The organism is Clostridiaceae bacterium, from assembly GCA_012840395.1.
Taxonomy (GTDB): domain Bacteria; phylum Bacillota; class Clostridia; order Acetivibrionales; family DULL01; genus DULL01.
This window is the reverse complement of sequence record DULL01000010.1, coordinates 1-17,700: the sequence shown is the minus strand read 5'-3', so window position 1 is coordinate 17,700 and position 17,700 is coordinate 1. Positions and strand designations below refer to the sequence as shown.

Here is a 17,700-nt window from a genome sequence, read left to right as displayed (position 1 = left end):
GGTATGCAATTATTTAATAGTCGCTTCTAATCAAATTCCATAGTTCTTTCCGTATAAGGCCGCCAATCTAATGGCTTCCTCCATACTTACAGAGCTGGCTATTCCTTTTCCCGCTATATCGAAAGCAGTTCCATGATCCACTGAAGTTCTCAAAAAAGGCATGCCGATGGTCAAAGAAATGGTTCTCTCAAAATCAACGGTTTTTGTTGCTATGTGACCCTGATCATGATAAAGAGACAGAACTGCATCATATTTACCCTTTAAAGCCTGAGCAAAAACAGAATCTGCAGGAACAGGTCCTACTGCATCGATCCCTTTCTCTCTTGCCTCATTTACAGCAGGTATAATATGATTTACTTCCTCATCTCCAAATAGTCCATTCTCACCATTATGGGGATTGAGCCCTGCAACAGCAATAACTTTCTTCTTAAGTCCAAGCTGCGTTAAAGCCTGGTTGCATCGTACCAGATAATCTACAATCCGGTCTTTTGTTACCATATTGCAGGCTTCTCTTAGGGAGACGTGCCTTGAAAGGAAAAACACCCTCATGTTCCTTACTTCAAACATGGTTAAGGGATCATTGGTATTTGTAAGAGCGGCATACATTTCAGTATGTCCTATGAATTTAATACCGGCATTCTTTATAGCCTCCTTATTTATAGGAGCTGTAGCAATTGCCCTTATTTCGCCGGATGAGGCCAATCTTGCCGACTCAACAATATAATCATATGCGGCTTTACCAGCCATAGCCAGTACTTTGCCGTATTTAAGTTTTGACAATTCCACGTTGTCTAAAGATAATACGTCAGCAGTTCCAGGGCTGTAAATACCCTGATCCGGATGAGATACTGAATTCAATACAAGTCCTGAACCTATGACAGTATCAATATGCTTTAAAACTCTTATATCTCCAATTATCAATGGCTTACAAATACCGTATAATTCTTTGTTTCTAAGTGCCTTTAATACTATTTCCGGGCCTATACCAGCCGGATCACCCATAGGTATACCTATTATTGGTCTGTTCATTTCCATCCTCCAAGTATAAGAGATTATCAGTATTAGAATTTGACTGCCATTGTATTATAAAAAGGTTGCGTCCATGCCATGGCTCCGTCCTCCCTGATCATTTCCACACGCACATATGGCTCATTATCTTTACATATATAATGAGCTTCAGTTCCAAATTGCTCTTTTAAAATTACGGGCCCTTTTCCAATAAATCTAAAAATTACAGGTAATGAGGTTTTTATATAAATTGCTTTCTCTGCAACCTCTATAGAATCTATTATAATCCCGGTAGATGCATAAAATCTATCATTAATAATGCCATCCATTATACAGTACCGGCTTCTTTCTGCAGCCAAAACCATATTAAAGGCTCCACCTGTCCTGTTAAATATATGCATGTCATCGTTTGCAAAACCTGCAATCTTTTTCCCTTTACTCAGCAAGTAATCCCATACATCTGTGGCTAAGGCACGCCCGGCATTATTCATCTTTACATTGTTGTTGAAAATCTCTATTCCCTTGTAACCCGATAATTTATTCAACATTTCTACAGGCCAGTAATCATCCCATAACATATGCGGGTGGCAAATAATACTAATACCTCCTTGTGAATTTACCTCCTGAATAATCTCCTGTGTATTGGCTTCATTATCTTCGAGAGTATCATAGTATTTAGAAATATTAATGCCCAGGGTTTGAAACTTTTTTCTCTTGTACTCAACTCCCTGGAATAATATTATTTTTTTATCATCAAAATAATCTGCAAGCTCTGTCAGATTACAATGGTCTGTAATGGCAAGAAAATCATATTCTATTTCGCAAGAGGTGTAAAGCTCTATTACTTTTTCAACTGAATAATGGCCACATTTACTGTTGGAGGTATGTGTATGAAGATTTCCTTTATACCATTCTCCTTGAATATTGTACGGATTTATTAGCATAGTAAATTTTCTCCTTATATTGTTAATGTGTTATTTATTTATTTTTCAGATGTAATTTACACCTTAATAAAATGAAGCTCAGAAAATATCCTAATACACCAGGAATTTTAATTAACATAACACTATGATATCCATATTATTTTTTAAAGTAAAGATTGTTTATTTCTAATGAATGATAACTATTTTAAGATTATTACATCCATATTTTATCCTCATTTATTTAACAGAAAAATTTATCACAAACTTTAAAATGAGTATTGTAAACATAATCATAATATGATAACATGATTATGCAACCTAATATCCATCTGTCTATGACAAGTTAGTTAAATAAAAGCATTTAGTTAAGTAAAAGCATAGTAATTATATTCTTTTACTTGCAGGTCAGCTTTCATTTTAACATAATTTTATTCACATCTTGATATAACTAATAAAATTCCTATTACTTGGCAGGTGGGCGATATGAAAAAAATAGCATTGATTAGTACAGGTGGTACTATCGCAAGCAAAGTTGATGAAAAAACAGGGAAACTTATGGCCGGTGAACAAACCGGTGAAGAGCTTTTATCCAAATGCAACCTTAATAGTAAAGGTTTATGCAATAGAGTACAAGTTGTTGTCAGGTCACTCTATCAAATTCCAAGTAATCAAATGTCTTTTGAAAAAAATATAAATTTATTTAAAGTAATGAAGCAAATGGCGGCAGAAGAGAATTGTGATGGTTTCGTTGTGACACATGGAACCGATACTCTTGAAGAGTCTGCTTATTTTCTTTCCTTGTTATGGGACTTGGACATACCGCTGGTTATTACAGGTTCACAATACAGCCCCACAGAAAATAATACAGATGCATTCCATAATATAACCAACGCATTAATTGTCGCTTCTTCTGACGATAGCCGTGGGTTAGGCGTATTAGTATCCTTTAATGACAGGATATTTACAGCCAGATATGTTACAAAAATACATGCATCAAATATTAATGGATTCGGGGCTCCTCGTAATGGCCCAATAGGTATAGTTGATGAAGGACATGTTCATTATTTTAGCCGTCCATTTTTAAATAAAACCTACCGTATAGGGGATAAATTGCCAAACGTTGAAATTATCAAAGAATATATGGATATGGATAATTCAATTATTGATTACTATGTGTCCAGAGGAGCATCAGGATTGATTGTTGAAGCATTTGGGCGCGGCAATACAACTTTAGGGACTGCGGAAAGAATTAAATCTGCAATAGAGAAAGGAGTGATAGTTGTTATCACAACTTCTTGTCCAGATGGGGAGGTTGCACCAGTTTATGGATACAAGGGGGGATTAAATGATCTATTGATGATGGGAGCTATAAGTGGTCACGATTATACATCGAAAAAGGCACGGATAAAATTAATGGTCCTATTGGCTAGTGGTATTACAAATAAGAATGATATTCAAATTGAATTTGACAAGAATTAAATAAGTTTTTGTGTGGTATCTACTAAACATTACCATTTGAGGTGATTTATATGAAAAAATTATTAATATTTTTATTAATCACATCTATGGCACTATCTATGGCGGCTTGCGGTGGCAAATCCGGATCAACCTCAAATACAACACCAACCTCTTCTGGAGATAATGCAGCCAGTTCGGGTAAAGTATACGAATTTAAGCTGGGACATACTGGCGCTCCAAATCATCATTATCAGTACATGCTGGAGAAATTTGCAGAAGATGTAAAAACGAAAACAAATGGCCAGATAATTATTTCTGTATTTCCTTCAGACCAACTGGGTAACCAGATGGAGTCCACCGAAGGAACAATGCTTGGAACACATGATATGGTGTTAACCTCTGACATGGTTTTATCAAACTGGGTTCCTGAAATGGGTATTCTGAATTTACCATTCCTGTTTAAAGATAATACTCATCTCAGAAAAGTATTGGATGGTGAAATTGGCCAAAAATTTGCTGACCTTATTACACCAACAGGAGCATTTTGCCTTGCCTTCTGGGATAATGGATTCAGACACATTACCAATTCCAAGCGTCCGATTAATTCACCGGAAGATGTAAAAGGCTTAAAGATCAGAGTTCCTGAAGGTGAAGTGTACCTGGATACTTTCACTGCGCTAGGTGCCATCCCAACAGTTATTTCATTTGGTGAATTATATTCTGCGTTACAATTGAATACAGTTGATGGACAGGAAAATCCGCCGGCTCATATTATTACACAGAAATTCTATGAAGTTCAAAAGTATGTCGCACGAACAGGTCATATTCATTCATGTTCACCTTTATTAATAAACAAGAAAAAGTTTGATGCGTTGCCTTCCGACCTTCAAAAAATTCTGGTTGACTCGGCAAAAGAGTATGCAATCAAACATACACAGTATGTTGAAGAGCTGGAAGCTGAGCAATGGAAAGAAATTGAAGCAAATGGAATGGAAATTACAGATCCGGATAAGGCTCCATTTGAAGAAGCAGTTCAACCAGTCATTGAAAAGGCCAGGAAAAAATTTGGATCTGAACTCATTGATGCAATTCTTGAACTAAAAGAATAATACAATAAAGCTATTAAATAGCCTTCTCCAGGTTCGTTGTAAGCGTAAGCCGTGCAGTAATATACTATTCACCAGATGTATATATGTATGAAAATACTCTTATATGGAGATATAATTGTAATAGAATTAATGGGTAACATTTACCTGAGTAAGGTCATATAATTTATATTCTTTTCAAGTGTTTATACATACCAGCATAAGCATGGAGAAATGTTACCCATTACTGTACGGTAGATAGACGGAAGTTTATTTTGTGTTAGAATGGGGGCTCTCTTACATGAAAGTCATTGAAAAGATTAATGGATTTTTACGAGTAATATGTACGGTTTTACTTATTTTAATGACCTCTTTAGTCATTTTCCAGGTGTTATCAAGAAAATTTTTAAATATTTCAATAGCCCAGGTGGAAGAAATCTCTAGGTATTGTATGATCTGGGTGGGTTTGCTGGGTGCCGCGCTTGGAATTAGTACAAAGTCCCATGTGGCAGTAGAATTATTCCGGGACAAACTACCACCCAAACTTCAAAAGGCTGCCATACTTTTTTCTATTCTGGTTATGGCTTTGTTTTTTTTGATACTGTTATTTTTCGGTACCCAATTATCTATTCAGGCAATGACTCAGAGGTCTCCATCAATGCCAGCTCTAAAAATAGGCTTTATAATGTTTGTAGTACCTATTACAGGTGCTGTTGCATTAATGAATCTAGCTGCCTTGTTTGTTCAGGAGGTAAGTTCTTCGTCTAAGTCTTCTATGGCGGGTCATTCTGTCAAAGAAAGGAGTTAAAAATGGTAACAGTATTATTTATCTCTTTTATTATACTATTATTATTGGGTGTACCTATCGCCTTTACTCTTGGCATAGGGTCAGCAATATCAATGGCATATTCAGGTGAAGTGCCATTAATGATTATTGCCCAGAAAGTATATAGTGGTTTGAATAATTTTAACTATATGGCAATCCCCCTTTTCCTGATTGCCGGAAATATCATGGCAGAAGCCCAAATTTCCAATAAATTGGTTGCTCTTGCAGATTTATTTGTTGGCCGTATGCGTGGAGGCTTGGCCAGCGTTAGTACCGGTGCGTCGGCTTTTTTTGGTGCCATATCAGGTTCTGCCCCAGCAACCACCGCCGCAATTGGTTCAATTATGATTCCTTCAATGAGTGAACATGGCTATAAGCGGGACTATTCAGCAGCTGTTGTTGCGGCATCAGGCTGTCTGGGATTAATTATTCCTCCAAGTTTGACCATGGTTGTTTATGGTGTTACTGCGGGTGTCTCAATCGGACGGTTATTTGCTAGTGGTTTTGTCCCAGGAATATTAATCGCCATAGCTTTAATGATTTTAAATTATTTCATTGCAAAGAGAGATAATATTCCTGTCAGAAAGACTAAGTACAGCAAGTCAGAAATCATAAAAATCGTAAAAGATAGTATAATAGCCCTAATGATGCCTCTAATTATTTTGGGGGGTATTTACTCAGGAATTTTTACCGCTACAGAATCAGCTGCTGTCGCATGTTTGTATGGTGTTATCGTAGGTTTGTTTGTATATCGTACCCTTAGTCTCAAACAAATATTTAACATTTTTATGAAGTCTATTGAAAATATTGCTATGATCCTAATGTTAATGGCAACTGCATCAATATTTGGTTATATCATAGCACGTGAAGAGGTGCCACAAAGGATAGCAGCTTCCGTACTTGGAGTAACTTCAAATCAGTATGTCATTATGTTCATAGTATTAGTACTTTTACTGATTATAGGCTGTTTTATGGATAATGTGGGTGCACTGGTATTGATTACTCCAACACTTGTGGAAATTGCGCGGGCTGCCAATATAGATTTGATTTATTTTGGAGTATTTATGATTATTGCACTGGCAGTAGGCCAGATTACTCCACCTGTAGGACTAAATCTGTTTGTTGCCACTAACGTCAGTAAATCAAAATTTGAAGATGTTGTGCGTTATGTTGTTCCATATATCGGAGTATATGTTCTGCTTCTTATAGTATTTATATTCGTGCCACAGCTGCTGATGACATTCTAAAGAAAACATAATTGACATTTGATTTTTGGCATATAGAGGCAATATTTTGGGGCGGATGATTATAAGATCGTCCGCCATTTTTGATTATTTGGGTTCGTCCCCATTGGATTTATTTGAGTTCAACCTCATTGCCTACTCATTCACATCGTTTTCTTCATTGTTTTCATTGTCTATTTCATTGTTTAATTCATCAAAATAAAACTTTTTAGCATTTATAAGATGTTCGGACATACATGATTCTGCAAGGTCTGCATCCTGTTTTTCAATGGCTTCTATAATTTTGGCATGCTCGACAATTGAGGCTTTACGTCCCACATGGGTTCTACTTGTTTTCTTAATTCCAGTAATCAAAATACTGTATATTGTTTCAAATATTTTTGAAAAATAAAAATTATGGGACGCCTCAATCAATGCACAATGAAAACCTTCGTCAGCAGAAGTATACTGTTCTTTTGATATTTTTGAAAAAGAATGAAAATATTTTTGCATTTGTTCCTGGTAATATTTAAGTTTATTTAAATCATCGGATGTACGATATAATGCAGCCGAACGTGCAGCTCCACATTCCACCGCTCTTCTTGCATCATATAATTGATCCATATTTTGGGGATTAAGAATCATCATGGGCAGAAGAGGTCTCATATAAAAATCAGGAGAGATTGTTTTTACAAAAGTCCCATCACCTTGCCTAATATCAACAAGTCCCATAAGACTCAAATTTTTAAATGCTTCACGTATTGTAACTCTGCTAACTCCAAAATTCTTAGCCAATGCATCTTCTACGGGAAGACGGTCACCTGGTTTCAGTTTGCCTTCCAGGATCATATCAATTATCTGGGAAACAACCTGATCACTTTTACTTTGTATTTTTATTGGTGACATTGACAAATTTATCACATCCATTTTTATATTAATTATAAAAACATATTTCTTAATCAAATAAAATACAAAATTGCCGTAAAGAGGCTTATTCAGTATATTACTATTAAATATCAGCTATCGAGTTTATATTATATTGGGATTGCTACGGTATTTCTAATTAATATACGAATATCTGACGATATTTTACCTTAATCTATCCTTATTTTCAAGATTTTGATGAATAGATTGATTGATTTGATTCACATAGCACCCTGTAACATAACACAAGTAAAAAAATAAGTCTAAAACATAAGAAAAGAAGGGCATTAACACTGTAGCCCTTCATTTTGTATTGGTCGGAGTGACAGGATTTGAACCTGCGGCCTCTTGGTCCCGAACCAAGCGCTCTAGCCAAACTGAGCCACACCCCGATACATAAGATTATAATATTATATATTTATTTCGCAATCAACATTATAGATTATAAACCAAATATGAATAAATCACAAGTACTTCTTAAAACCAATTCTTTTGACTATTTTTTGTAATAGCTTTATAATACTGACGTATGCAATATATGATAAACTTTATTTATACTGTCATATTTTGTACTTTATGCAAATAGAAGTTTAATAATGACTATATTACAAGAATATAAATTTTCAAGATATTATTTGATTAATATAGCATAATTTAGTTTTATGTTAAATAATTTGATTTCTTAGTGGGAGTGAAATAAATGAACTGGTTAAGGAATTTTATGACAGGCAGGTACGGAGGCGACCATCTTTCAATAGCTCTCCTTATACTTTCAATATTATTGACTTTTTTTGGTCAAATATTAAGGTTTCCTTTCTTAATGATACTGAGCTATATACCTATGGGTATATGCGTTTTTAGAACATTTTCAAAAAATATTAATAAACGCAGAATGGAAAATTATAAGTTCATGATGCTTATGAGCCCAGTCTATGCATGGTTTAATAAATTGCAAAAGCGCATCATAGATTCAAAAACCCATAAATATTTTAAGTGCCCCAAATGTAAAGCAACTTTACGTCTTCCGAAGGGTAAAGGAAAAATCCTTATTATTTGTCCTAAATGCAGAAATGAGTTTACAAGAAAAACTTAAACAGAGGAAGCATGGACGGTTCTTCGGGAAGCACAGGGACGGGGAAGCATGGGGACGGTTCTTCTGCTTCCGTCAAAACGTAAAGCAGAAGAACCGTCCCTGTGCTCTTGACCCGTCCCCGTGCTTCCTTCCAGCTATTCTATTGTAACTGCACCTTCAATAGGAACAATTTGTATCCAGGTCTGGCCGGGATTAAGAGTGATTGGATTTCCGTTTTTATCAGTGTATTTTGTCTGTGCATTTCGGGAATCTTTGGACCAGTTTATTTCTATTGCTTTACCGCCTGTTATATACCAGCCGCTTCCCTTTGAAACAGTTACTACTTCCTGTCTTCCTTCCGGATCGCCAGGAATAGGATAGTTTTTTACTTTCTGGATTATTATATTCTTTGCAGTAAGCTGTTCGTTAGTGTTTCTTTCCATATGAGGTTTTTCTTTTCTCAACCTGTTATATAATCCTGTTTCGCTGTCATACTCAAAACCGCAGGTATAGCCTGATGAATATCTCATGGTTATTTTTTCAGCTCTCTCACCATTCTCCAGTTCTTTATCCGTATCATTATACTCAAAAAGCAGCTTCTTTTCGGTACTTGTCCTATATTTGGCTTTTTCTGTGAACTTTTTAATATTTTCCATTGAAGTATAAGAATCCTGCCAATTATTCGGGTCCTTGGTTAATTCCCAGAAAATTTCTCCTCCATAACCAACTCCGTTAATATTGTTTATCTTAAAAGCTGATATGTCTCTCTGAGCCATTGGGCTCCATCCGTAATGAACATATATGGCATCATGCTCCATAGCATAATCAAGAAAATAATGTCTGGAACTCCTTACCGGCCCGATCAACTCAGGACTTGAATCCCAAAACACAGGCATTAGCCTTGTTTCTCCGCCTTCCACAATTATCTCATAAATTAACTGGGCTTTATATAATCCTCCCTGAGGAAGAGATCTTGTCCCCTCATTGTCTATCATTACCGCATAAGGTCTTATACCTTCTTTAGGTAAGATAAATTCCTCCTTTGGATTAATGTCCTTATTATCCTCTGAATCATCCGCTGTATCAGATCCATTTTCATCACTATTCAAATTATCTTCAGGTACTATATCTGTTTCATCTTCGGTATTTGCAACCGGCTGTAGGCTGTCTCCACTATTGTTTGCAATTATAATTGCCGCAAAAATTATAATTACGGCAATTAACAGCCCGGAAATCAACAGAATTTTATTATTTTTTGTAAGCTGGAAACCATTCTTTTTAATTACAATTTTTCTATCTTTTTCATTTGTGCTTTTCTTAAACTTTATCATACTGTTCTCCCCCAAAGAATAGAAAATGGATAATTAAATTTTATACTAAAAAATTAAAATAATCTTTTATATTATATAAAGAAAACATAAAAAATTCCATAAAAAAAGGAGTTTTTTGACTCCTTTTAGTTCTTTCATTTAAATTCATGCACTTTTAAAATTTTATTTAACTCAAATAATCGTATTATTCCTCCTCTTCTTCATCCTCTTTTTCTTCCTCTTCATATTCATCGTCATCAAAGAAATCATATTCATTATCCATTCTCATCTTGAATTCTTCAAATACCTCATCCAATTCTTCTTCATCTTCTACACTTACAAGAATATCTTCACCTTTTTCATCCTGTTCAACCTTAAGAATAATGACTTCTTCCTCATCGGCTTCAACTTCCTCGGCGGGTACTAATACCACATATTCATTTCCGTTCATCTCTATTGTGTCAATATGTTGAAACTCAATTTCCTGGCCATTTTCGTCTACAAGTACTACTACATCATCTCTTTCATCATACATGGCAAAAACCTCCTCTAATTTATGATTATTATATTATATAGTGAACTTGAAGAAATTCATTATATAATATAATTATGCAAGTAAGTTTTTACTCCGGCAAAAATGCCTCCCAATATCTATAAAATCCCGCCGGAGGAAATATTACCCTGGTTTCAAAAATTATAAAGATATTATATCATATAAAATTCTTATTTCCACTTTTTTCACAATATATTCTTAAAATTCATTAATCTTTTAAATTATTTTATTATTTATACTATCAAGATATCCTTGTAATATATAGGCAGCAGCTATCTGATCAACAACCTTTTTTTTCCTCGAAAGCTTAACTTCCATTTCATGCATGGCTTTGTTAGCAGCAACTGTACTTAATCTTTCATCCCATTTTATAATTTCTACATTTACCTTGCTTTCCAGCATCTTTATAAATTCAAGGGTTTTCTCACCTCTAAATCCTATTGAACCATCCATATTTTTAGGTAATCCGACAACTATTTTCCCTATGGAATACTCATCAACCAATTGTTTTATTCTTTCCAGAGGCTTATTAAGAGAGTCCTTCCATTGAATGGTTTCAATCCCTTGAGCGGTCCAGCCTAACAGGTCACTAACAGCCACACCTATTCTAGCATCTCCATAATCAATTCCCATTATTCTCATGTATAATTCTCCCTCTAAAAACAAAAGTCAAAAAATCTTTATGGCAAATTGAGGACACACACTGCTGCAGTAACCGCACAGGACACATTTCTCCTTATTTACCACAGCCTTGCCTTCTTCAACTTTAAGAGCGCCCAAATTACATCTTTGGACACATCTCCCGCATCCTTCGCACCAATAATCTATATGAAGTTTTCTCTTTTTTTTCTTAAGAAAATTTGCAATTTCCTCTGGAACAGGTTCTCCATTAAAAAAAGCTATATTCATAATAACTTCTTCTACAGACTGCATACCTAAGGCAATTGAATGAACAAATGGCAGATTGAGAACAAAGTTTAGACTTTCTTCATAATCATTAAGCAGATTTCCGCCCCCTAAAGGCTTCATGCTGTATATGCCCTTTCCGGCATCATATGCCTTTTTTACGGCTGACAGCATTTCATCTATTGTTCCGTCCCCAATCCCTAATCCCTTTTTATTTATTATTGGATGAATTACATCAATTTCAGGCATATCTGCACAGGCTTCAACTACTTCTACATTATGTGTTGATACTCCTACAGCTTTTACCAATCCCTTTGCCTTTGCAGATATATAGTACTCAAGAGCCTCTCGGTGACCTTTCAGGGTTAAGCGGCTTTCCTGCTCATGAAGCATAAAAATATCAATAACATCAATATCAAGGGCTTGTCTGGCTTTTTCTAAGCTTTCTCTTGCCCCTTCTTGTGTGTAAGCATAAGATTTACTTGATATAACGGGTAATTTTTTCGTTTTCTTGATTGCTTCTCTAATATGCGGATAAGTACCATAAAGTTCTGCGGTATCTATGAAATTGACTCCAGACTCAAGAGCCGCTGCTATGACTTCTGCACCCTGCCGGACATCCTGATTTGCCTGAAGAGGGCCAATTATCAAACCTCCAAAACATAACCGGGATACTATAATACCGGTGTTTCCCAAACTTACATATTTCATTCTTTCCTCCGGATCCTGGTGTCAGGACTAATCTTTTCTTCCTTCAAGATAAAACCGAAGAATCTCCTCTAATAACTCATCTCTCTCCAGTCTCCTCACAATACTCCTGGCATTTTTATGATTAGTAATATAGGTAGGATCTCCTGAAAGAATATACCCCACTATCTGATTTATTGGATTATAGCCTTTTTCTTTCAATGCCTGATAAATAGTCATTAAAATCTGACGTGCTTCAACAGCCTTGTCCTTTTCCACTTTAAACATCATGGTTTCATTATCTAACATTTCTTATCACTCTCCTGCCTACCAATACTAATATATTAATACATGCTCCCAGTTTATGCAATATCGCTTCCCGTTATAAAGTCCAGATTCATAGGAAAATTTTTAATTGCAGAAAAATCTCTTACATCTTTAGTGTATTATTTCACCTATTACGTGATCCTCGTAAGCCGTCTGAAGCCGGACATTATAAATTTTTTCAATCATATCAGGGTTTCCCCGGCATATAACTCTTATATAATTCGGAGTTAATCCTTCGATATAGCCTTCCATATTTTTTACTTCCTGTTCAAACAGTACGGGAAATACTCTATTTAAATGTTTTTTATTAAATTCAAGTTTTTTCTCCTTTGAAAGTCCTATAAGCATATTGCTTCTTTCTTCCTTGACATCAGGTGGTATTTGATTCTTAAATCTGGCAGCAGGTGTCCCTTTCCTTGGGGAATATTTAAATACATGCATATGTGCAAAAGAAATTTCCTTAACAAATTCATATGATTTCATAAACTCTTCCTGGCTTTCTCCCGGGAAACCAACCATTATATCAGTAGTTATCGCAACATCTGGTATATTGGATCTCAAATCTTCAACTACGTTTCTAAACTGCCCGGTAGTATATTTCCTGTTCATTCTCTTTAAAGTCTCATCACAGCCGCTTTGAAGCGATATATGGTAATGTGGGCACAGTTTTTCCAACTCCTTTGCCTGGTCAATAAATTCTTTTGTTACAAACCCGGGTTCAATTGAACCTAATCTTATTCTGACAACCTCGGGAATGTCGTGTACTTTTTTAATAATATCCACAAGATCTATATTCCCCAGATCCTTACCATAGGAAGCAATATGGATGCCTGTTAGGACAAATTCTTTTATTCCGTCCTCTGCAAGCCTTCTGATTTCCTCTAATAAATCTTCAGGTTTTCTGCTTCTTACAGGTCCTCTGGCATAGGGTATTATACAATATGAACAAAACTGATTGCATCCTTCCTGTATTTTTATAAATGCCCTTGTCCGTTCTCTGTATTCCTCTACATGAAGCTCTTCAAAATCTCTTGTATGCATAATGTCGGAAACAACTTTCAGTCTTCCCTTTTCTTCCTCTATTTCTCTTAAAAATTCAATTATTTTATTCCTGTCTTTGGTACCCATTATAAGATTTACTTCAGGAATCTTTTCCACTTCTTCAGGTGATGTTTGGGAATAACATCCCATTACCACTATAATTGAATTCTCATTATTGCTTTTTGCACGCCTGATCATCTGTCTGGATTTTCGGTCACTAAGTCCCGTAACGGTACAGGTATTTATTACATATACATCAGCTTTCTCATTAAAATCCACTATCTCATATCCTTCTTTTTTGAAAATATCGCTTACCGCCTGGGTATCATATTGGTTAACCTTGCATCCTAATGTGTAAAAAGCAACTTTTTTCATTCTCTTCTCCTTTAAAAGATTAATGTACTATTATTATATACTAGAAAAAATTCTTACTTCAGAAATTTCTCATTACCTCTGGTTACTGCATTGATAATTATTTTAATTTCTTCCTATAAATTATTACCCGTAGAATAAGATTTTAGCACAAAAATTTAGTATATGCATAATCAATTAAAAATAATAATATTTTAAATATTTTAACAATAATGAAACCTTTATGTAACATTAAGAGGGTAATATATAAAATGAATAACATGGGTTTATATCCAATTGTTAGGCAGTTAATAATTTATGTAAAGGAGAATAAATATTATGGCGTATATTGATATATTACTAAGATCTATTAACGATGTGAAAGACTTTGTAAATATCGCAAATAAATATGATTTTGATATTGATCTGGTATCAGGCCGGTATATTGTTGATGCTAAATCCATCATGGGTATTTTTAGCCTGGATCTTAGTAAACCAATCAGGGTAGAGGCCCATACTAATGATTGTGAAGCTTTTTTCAATGAACTTAAAGAAAAGGGATTCACAGTTTGAAGGTTTAATCATTATTTTTCGTTTTCAAGCATTATACCGTTTCTTAACAATAATTCAGCAGTTACACCATTACCCTCTTTGACCTTACCGGAAAAGCTTCCGTCATATATCTGGCCATAACCGCAGGAAGGGCTTCTTGATTTTAGTATCGCCCTTTTTATTCCTGCCATTTTAGCAATTTTTAAAGTTTCTTCGGCACCATTTATAAAATAGTAAGTTACATCTTCTCCATTTCTATTTATGACTTTACATTTTCCGTCAAGGACATCTGCCCCTGTACCACCTTGAATCTCCGCAGGTGGCCGGGGTGTCGGACAACCCCCTAATTGTTCTGGACAAACCAATATTGCTTTACCCTGGGATACAATTCCCTGGATATCTTTTCTTAAGTTGTTTCCGCCATTATATTTACAGTTTACTCCAGCCAAACATGCACTTACCAATACATTCTCCATTATTTTTTCTTCCTTTTTCTTTTTCCGGTAACATTATCTAATACTTTTTTATCTACATCTTTTTTAGATTTGCGGGTTTTTTTACTTTTACCATTACCACTATCGCTTCTTATATTTTCCTTTCCAGCAAAATCATATATATCGTATAATTCTGTATCTTCGTCTTCTAAGTCATCATCCACAATCATAAAATCAATCTGTTTTGTTAAAAGATCTGCTCTTACAAGCTGTACTACCACCTCGTCACCTATGCGGTATGTCTTTCTCGTTCTCTCTCCAATCAAAGAGTATAGTTTTTCGTTATATATATAATAGTCATCGTCCAAATCACTCAATCTAACAAGACCTTCAACTGTGTTATCCAATACAACAAAAATACCAAAAGATGTTACTCCCGAAATTATCCCTTTGAAGACTCTTCCTTCAAACTGTTTCATGAATTCAACTTTCTTCAATAATTCAATTTCTCTTTCAGCATCCTCTGCCTCTCTTTCCCTTTGAGAACAAACCTGTGCAATTTCCGGCAAACTGCTGTTTAACTCTTTCTCCCTGGTTTCATCAAGTAGCCCCTTTAGATGCTCCTTAATAATTCTATGAATCATCAAATCAGGATATCTTCTTATAGGAGAAGTAAAATGGCAATAAAATTTAGTGGCAAGACCGAAATGTTTGTCACTTTCGCTGCTGTATCTGGCCTTTGCCAGAGATCTCAGCATAACTGAACTGATTAACTTTTCTTCCTTCGTACCCTTTGCATCCTCAAGTAAATCCTGTAAAACCCTCGGATGAATTTTATTTACTGATTTCAGCCTATAACCCAACGTAGCCACAAACTCTGCAAATGCTGAAATCTTTTCGCTGTCAGGATCTTCATGAATTCTGTAAATGAAAGGTACATCAGCCCAATAAAAGTGCTCTGCTATTGTTTCATTACATACAAGCATAAATTCTTCTATTATCTGATTGGCAATTGTTATTTCATACTTTTGAATGTCAATAGGCCTTCCATTTTCATCAACAATGATTTTTGCCTCATCAAAATCAAAATTTATAGCTCCTCTTGCCATCCTTTTTTGATTAAGTATTAGAGCAAGTTCTTTCATTGTCTTAAAGTCTTCAACAAGGTCTTTATACCTTTCCATTAATTCTTTGTCTTCCAGTTCCAATATTTTATATACATCAGTATAGGTCATTCTCTCTGAGACATTGATTACACTTTCAAAGATTTCATGGTTGATAACCTTACCTGTAGAATCAATATCCATAATTACCGAAAAGGCCAAACGGTCAGTTTTAGCATTCAGACTGCAAATACCGTTGGATAATTCCCTTGGCAGCATTGGTATGACTCTGTCAACCAGATACACGCTGGTCCCTCTTCTTAAAGCCTCTTTATCCAAAGGAGAATTTTCCTTAACATAATAACTTACATCTGCTATATGAACTCCAAGCTTGTAGATTCCGTTTGAAAGTTTTTCAATAGAAACGGCATCGTCCAGGTCTTTTGCATCTTCACCGTCTATAGTGACCATTCTGAGATTCCTTAAATCTCTTCTATCTTTTATCATATCTTCAGTTACTTCCTGCGGAATTGAAGATGCTTGCTGTACCACATCAAAAGGAAACTCTTCTTTTAAGTTATATGTTTTTATTATTGATAGAACATCTACTCCTGTGTCCTTACTGCTACCTAATACTTCTATAATCCGGCCTTCTGCATTTCTTCTCGCTTCAGGCCATTTTACTATCTCAGCCACTACCTTATCACCAGGTTTGGCATTACCAAACTCATCTTTTGGAATAAAAATATCACCGGAAATTTTCGTATTGTCAGGAATTACAAAGCCAAAATACCTACTGCACTCGAATGTTCCTACAATTGTATTATTCGCTCTGCTGATAATCCTGATTATTTCACCTTCGGCTCTCCTGTCGCTATAACCTTTTTTATTAATCCTTGCAACCACTCTGTCATTATGCATGGCACCGCCTGTATTATCAACAGAAATAAATATATCTTTAATATTCTGGTCATCGGGTATTACAAAACCATACCCTCTTTCACTTCCCTGGAACCGGCCTACAATCAGATTCATTTTTTCCGGTGTCCCATATCTGTTCTTCTTTGTTCTAAATATAAGGCCATCTGATTCCAGGCTTTCCAATACCATTCTTAATTGATCCAAGTCCTCATGAGGAACATCCAGCACTACTGAAAGTTCAGTGAAAGATAACGGTTTATATGCCTTTTCTCTCATAAAAGCTAATATTCTTTCTCTTCTCTCAGCAAGTTTTCCGCTTAATTCCATCTCATTTATCCTCTCTGTTTTATTTTTTTAATACTATCTCTATAATCCTATATTTTTTCCATAAAACTAATTTCTATTAAGTCAAAAATAGCCGCGCATATACATGCCCGGCTGGAATTCATTATTATTAATTCAATCTTTATAACTAAATAAACATTAAAATAAAAAATAAACATTATATTCCTTTAAGCAACATAAACAATACTAAAGAAACTACTAAAAAAGCTATTGCAACAAATGAGGTATACTTACTGAGAAGCGCATCTATAGTTTTACCTTTGTTTTTCCCGAAAAAAGTCTCTGCTCCACCTGCTATTGTCCCAGATAATCCTGTTGATTTTGCTGACTGGAATAAAACCATAACTATTATGGCTATCGACAATATAATATAAATAACATTAACAATTATCTGCCCTGCTGACACAAATTCACCTCCAATAGCTTAAACAATTATACAAAAAAGAAAAATAGCTTTTTCCATTTAAACAGTAAGTTACATTTTAACATAGGCTCGCAGAAAAAACAAGTCCTTTTATAATACTGATGTGTTTATTTTATGATAATGTCACCTTGTTAATTATTTTGATAAAATGTCACTATGAAGGGCAAGGTGTATTATCTAATGTCACAAGAGCAGCTTAAAAGGTATACTGTCATTGAGAAAACACT

Annotated in this window: 18 protein-coding genes and 1 tRNA gene; 6 read left to right on the top strand and 13 right to left on the bottom strand. The window is 35.0% G+C overall.

The features are described 5' to 3' along the window. Positions 1-30 precede the first annotated feature (30 nt). Both pdxA and GXX20_01010 read right to left on the bottom strand, forming a co-directional pair. Entirely contained in the window at positions 31-1,029 is a 999-nt protein-coding gene (gene pdxA, locus GXX20_01015; protein HHW30247.1) for a 4-hydroxythreonine-4-phosphate dehydrogenase PdxA, read from the bottom strand. Between the two features lie 32 nt (positions 1,030-1,061). Further along, on the bottom strand, positions 1,062-1,952 hold the full coding sequence (locus GXX20_01010) for a hypothetical protein (GenBank protein ID HHW30246.1): 891 nt from the start codon (positions 1,950-1,952) through the stop codon (positions 1,062-1,064). A gap of 462 nt (positions 1,953-2,414) precedes the next feature. Between GXX20_01010 and GXX20_01005 the strand changes: the two genes are divergently transcribed. The 4 genes from GXX20_01005 to GXX20_00990 all read left to right on the top strand — a co-directional run bounded on the left by GXX20_01005 (position 2,415) and on the right by GXX20_00990 (position 6,547). After that, a complete protein-coding gene (locus tag GXX20_01005; GenBank protein ID HHW30245.1) occupies positions 2,415-3,410 on the top strand; it encodes an asparaginase in 996 nt (331 codons plus the stop codon). Positions 3,411-3,460: 50 nt separating this feature from the next. Next, positions 3,461-4,498 carry a TRAP transporter substrate-binding protein gene (locus GXX20_01000; protein ID HHW30244.1) on the top strand — a complete coding sequence of 346 codons (1,038 nt, stop codon included), beginning with the start codon at positions 3,461-3,463 and terminating at the stop codon, positions 4,496-4,498. A gap of 277 nt (positions 4,499-4,775) precedes the next feature. Next, the gene (locus tag GXX20_00995; protein HHW30243.1) at positions 4,776-5,282 is read left to right on the top strand and encodes a TRAP transporter small permease; all 507 of its coding nucleotides are present in this window, start codon (positions 4,776-4,778) and stop codon (positions 5,280-5,282) included. A 2-nt stretch (positions 5,283-5,284) separates the two neighbouring features. Beyond that, a complete protein-coding gene (locus GXX20_00990; protein HHW30242.1) occupies positions 5,285-6,547 on the top strand; it encodes a TRAP transporter large permease in 1,263 nt (420 codons plus the stop codon). A 132-nt stretch (positions 6,548-6,679) separates the two neighbouring features. On the opposite strand, the gene GXX20_00985 is transcribed toward GXX20_00990, so the two are convergent. Then, positions 6,680-7,435, bottom strand: coding sequence for a FadR family transcriptional regulator (locus GXX20_00985; protein ID HHW30241.1), 756 nt, complete (start codon positions 7,433-7,435; stop codon positions 6,680-6,682). 326 nt (positions 7,436-7,761) lie between these two features. Further along, positions 7,762-7,839 (bottom strand) — tRNA-Pro (locus GXX20_00980). Between the two features lie 308 nt (positions 7,840-8,147). Between GXX20_00980 and GXX20_00975 the strand changes: the two genes are divergently transcribed. Beyond that, complete coding sequence (locus GXX20_00975; GenBank protein HHW30240.1) at positions 8,148-8,540, top strand: hypothetical protein; 393 nt, start codon at positions 8,148-8,150, stop codon at positions 8,538-8,540. 134 nt (positions 8,541-8,674) lie between these two features. On the opposite strand, the gene GXX20_00970 is transcribed toward GXX20_00975, so the two are convergent. The 6 genes from GXX20_00970 to mtaB form a co-directional block, all read right to left on the bottom strand. Next, positions 8,675-9,850, bottom strand: coding sequence for a DUF3048 domain-containing protein (locus GXX20_00970; GenBank protein ID HHW30239.1), 1,176 nt, complete (start codon positions 9,848-9,850; stop codon positions 8,675-8,677). A gap of 184 nt (positions 9,851-10,034) precedes the next feature. Next, positions 10,035-10,364 (bottom strand): DUF1292 domain-containing protein, encoded by a 330-nt coding sequence (locus GXX20_00965; GenBank protein HHW30238.1) that lies wholly within the window; start codon positions 10,362-10,364, stop codon positions 10,035-10,037. 234 nt (positions 10,365-10,598) lie between these two features. Continuing rightward, positions 10,599-11,024 (bottom strand): Holliday junction resolvase RuvX, encoded by a 426-nt coding sequence (ruvX, locus tag GXX20_00960; protein HHW30237.1) that lies wholly within the window; start codon positions 11,022-11,024, stop codon positions 10,599-10,601. 27 nt (positions 11,025-11,051) lie between these two features. Further along, complete coding sequence (locus tag GXX20_00955) at positions 11,052-11,999, bottom strand: 4Fe-4S binding protein (protein HHW30236.1); 948 nt, start codon at positions 11,997-11,999, stop codon at positions 11,052-11,054. A gap of 27 nt (positions 12,000-12,026) precedes the next feature. Next, positions 12,027-12,284 (bottom strand): IreB family regulatory phosphoprotein, encoded by a 258-nt coding sequence (locus GXX20_00950; GenBank protein HHW30235.1) that lies wholly within the window; start codon positions 12,282-12,284, stop codon positions 12,027-12,029. A 129-nt stretch (positions 12,285-12,413) separates the two neighbouring features. Then, a complete protein-coding gene (gene mtaB, locus GXX20_00945) occupies positions 12,414-13,718 on the bottom strand; it encodes a tRNA (N(6)-L-threonylcarbamoyladenosine(37)-C(2))-methylthiotransferase MtaB (protein HHW30234.1) in 1,305 nt (434 codons plus the stop codon). Positions 13,719-14,033: 315 nt separating this feature from the next. Between mtaB and GXX20_00940 the strand changes: the two genes are divergently transcribed. Next, complete coding sequence (locus GXX20_00940; GenBank protein ID HHW30233.1) at positions 14,034-14,267, top strand: HPr family phosphocarrier protein; 234 nt, start codon at positions 14,034-14,036, stop codon at positions 14,265-14,267. Between the two features lie 11 nt (positions 14,268-14,278). On the opposite strand, the gene GXX20_00935 is transcribed toward GXX20_00940, so the two are convergent. From GXX20_00935 to secG, 3 genes are all read right to left on the bottom strand, one after another. After that, complete coding sequence (locus GXX20_00935; GenBank protein ID HHW30232.1) at positions 14,279-14,722, bottom strand: DUF523 domain-containing protein; 444 nt, start codon at positions 14,720-14,722, stop codon at positions 14,279-14,281. After that, the gene (rnr, locus tag GXX20_00930) at positions 14,722-17,031 is read right to left on the bottom strand and encodes a ribonuclease R (protein HHW30231.1); all 2,310 of its coding nucleotides are present in this window, start codon (positions 17,029-17,031) and stop codon (positions 14,722-14,724) included. The genes GXX20_00935 and rnr overlap by 1 nt, the downstream gene beginning before the upstream one ends. A 175-nt stretch (positions 17,032-17,206) precedes the next feature. Beyond that, positions 17,207-17,455: a preprotein translocase subunit SecG gene (gene secG / locus GXX20_00925; GenBank protein HHW30230.1), complete on the bottom strand. Its 249-nt coding sequence runs from the start codon at positions 17,453-17,455 to the stop codon at positions 17,207-17,209. Between the last annotated feature and the right edge of the window lie 245 nt (positions 17,456-17,700).

Coding starts and splice junctions, on each gene's coding strand:
- pdxA (HHW30247.1), bottom strand. CDS start 1,029: ATGAACAGACCAATAATAGGTATACCTATGGGTGATCCGGCTGGTATA.
- GXX20_01010 (HHW30246.1), bottom strand. CDS start 1,952: ATGCTAATAAATCCGTACAATATTCAAGGAGAATGGTATAAAGGAAAT.
- GXX20_01005 (HHW30245.1), top strand. CDS start 2,415: ATGAAAAAAATAGCATTGATTAGTACAGGTGGTACTATCGCAAGCAAA.
- GXX20_01000 (HHW30244.1), top strand. CDS start 3,461: ATGAAAAAATTATTAATATTTTTATTAATCACATCTATGGCACTATCT.
- GXX20_00995 (HHW30243.1), top strand. CDS start 4,776: ATGAAAGTCATTGAAAAGATTAATGGATTTTTACGAGTAATATGTACG.
- GXX20_00990 (HHW30242.1), top strand. CDS start 5,285: ATGGTAACAGTATTATTTATCTCTTTTATTATACTATTATTATTGGGT.
- GXX20_00975 (HHW30240.1), top strand. CDS start 8,148: ATGAACTGGTTAAGGAATTTTATGACAGGCAGGTACGGAGGCGACCAT.
- GXX20_00970 (HHW30239.1), bottom strand. CDS start 9,850: ATGATAAAGTTTAAGAAAAGCACAAATGAAAAAGATAGAAAAATTGTA.
- GXX20_00965 (HHW30238.1), bottom strand. CDS start 10,364: ATGTATGATGAAAGAGATGATGTAGTAGTACTTGTAGACGAAAATGGC.
- ruvX (HHW30237.1), bottom strand. CDS start 11,024: ATGAGAATAATGGGAATTGATTATGGAGATGCTAGAATAGGTGTGGCT.
- GXX20_00955 (HHW30236.1), bottom strand. CDS start 11,999: ATGAAATATGTAAGTTTGGGAAACACCGGTATTATAGTATCCCGGTTA.
- GXX20_00950 (HHW30235.1), bottom strand. CDS start 12,284: ATGTTAGATAATGAAACCATGATGTTTAAAGTGGAAAAGGACAAGGCT.
- mtaB (HHW30234.1), bottom strand. CDS start 13,718: ATGAAAAAAGTTGCTTTTTACACATTAGGATGCAAGGTTAACCAATAT.
- GXX20_00940 (HHW30233.1), top strand. CDS start 14,034: ATGGCGTATATTGATATATTACTAAGATCTATTAACGATGTGAAAGAC.
- GXX20_00935 (HHW30232.1), bottom strand. CDS start 14,722: ATGGAGAATGTATTGGTAAGTGCATGTTTGGCTGGAGTAAACTGTAAA.
- rnr (HHW30231.1), bottom strand. CDS start 17,031: ATGGAATTAAGCGGAAAACTTGCTGAGAGAAGAGAAAGAATATTAGCT.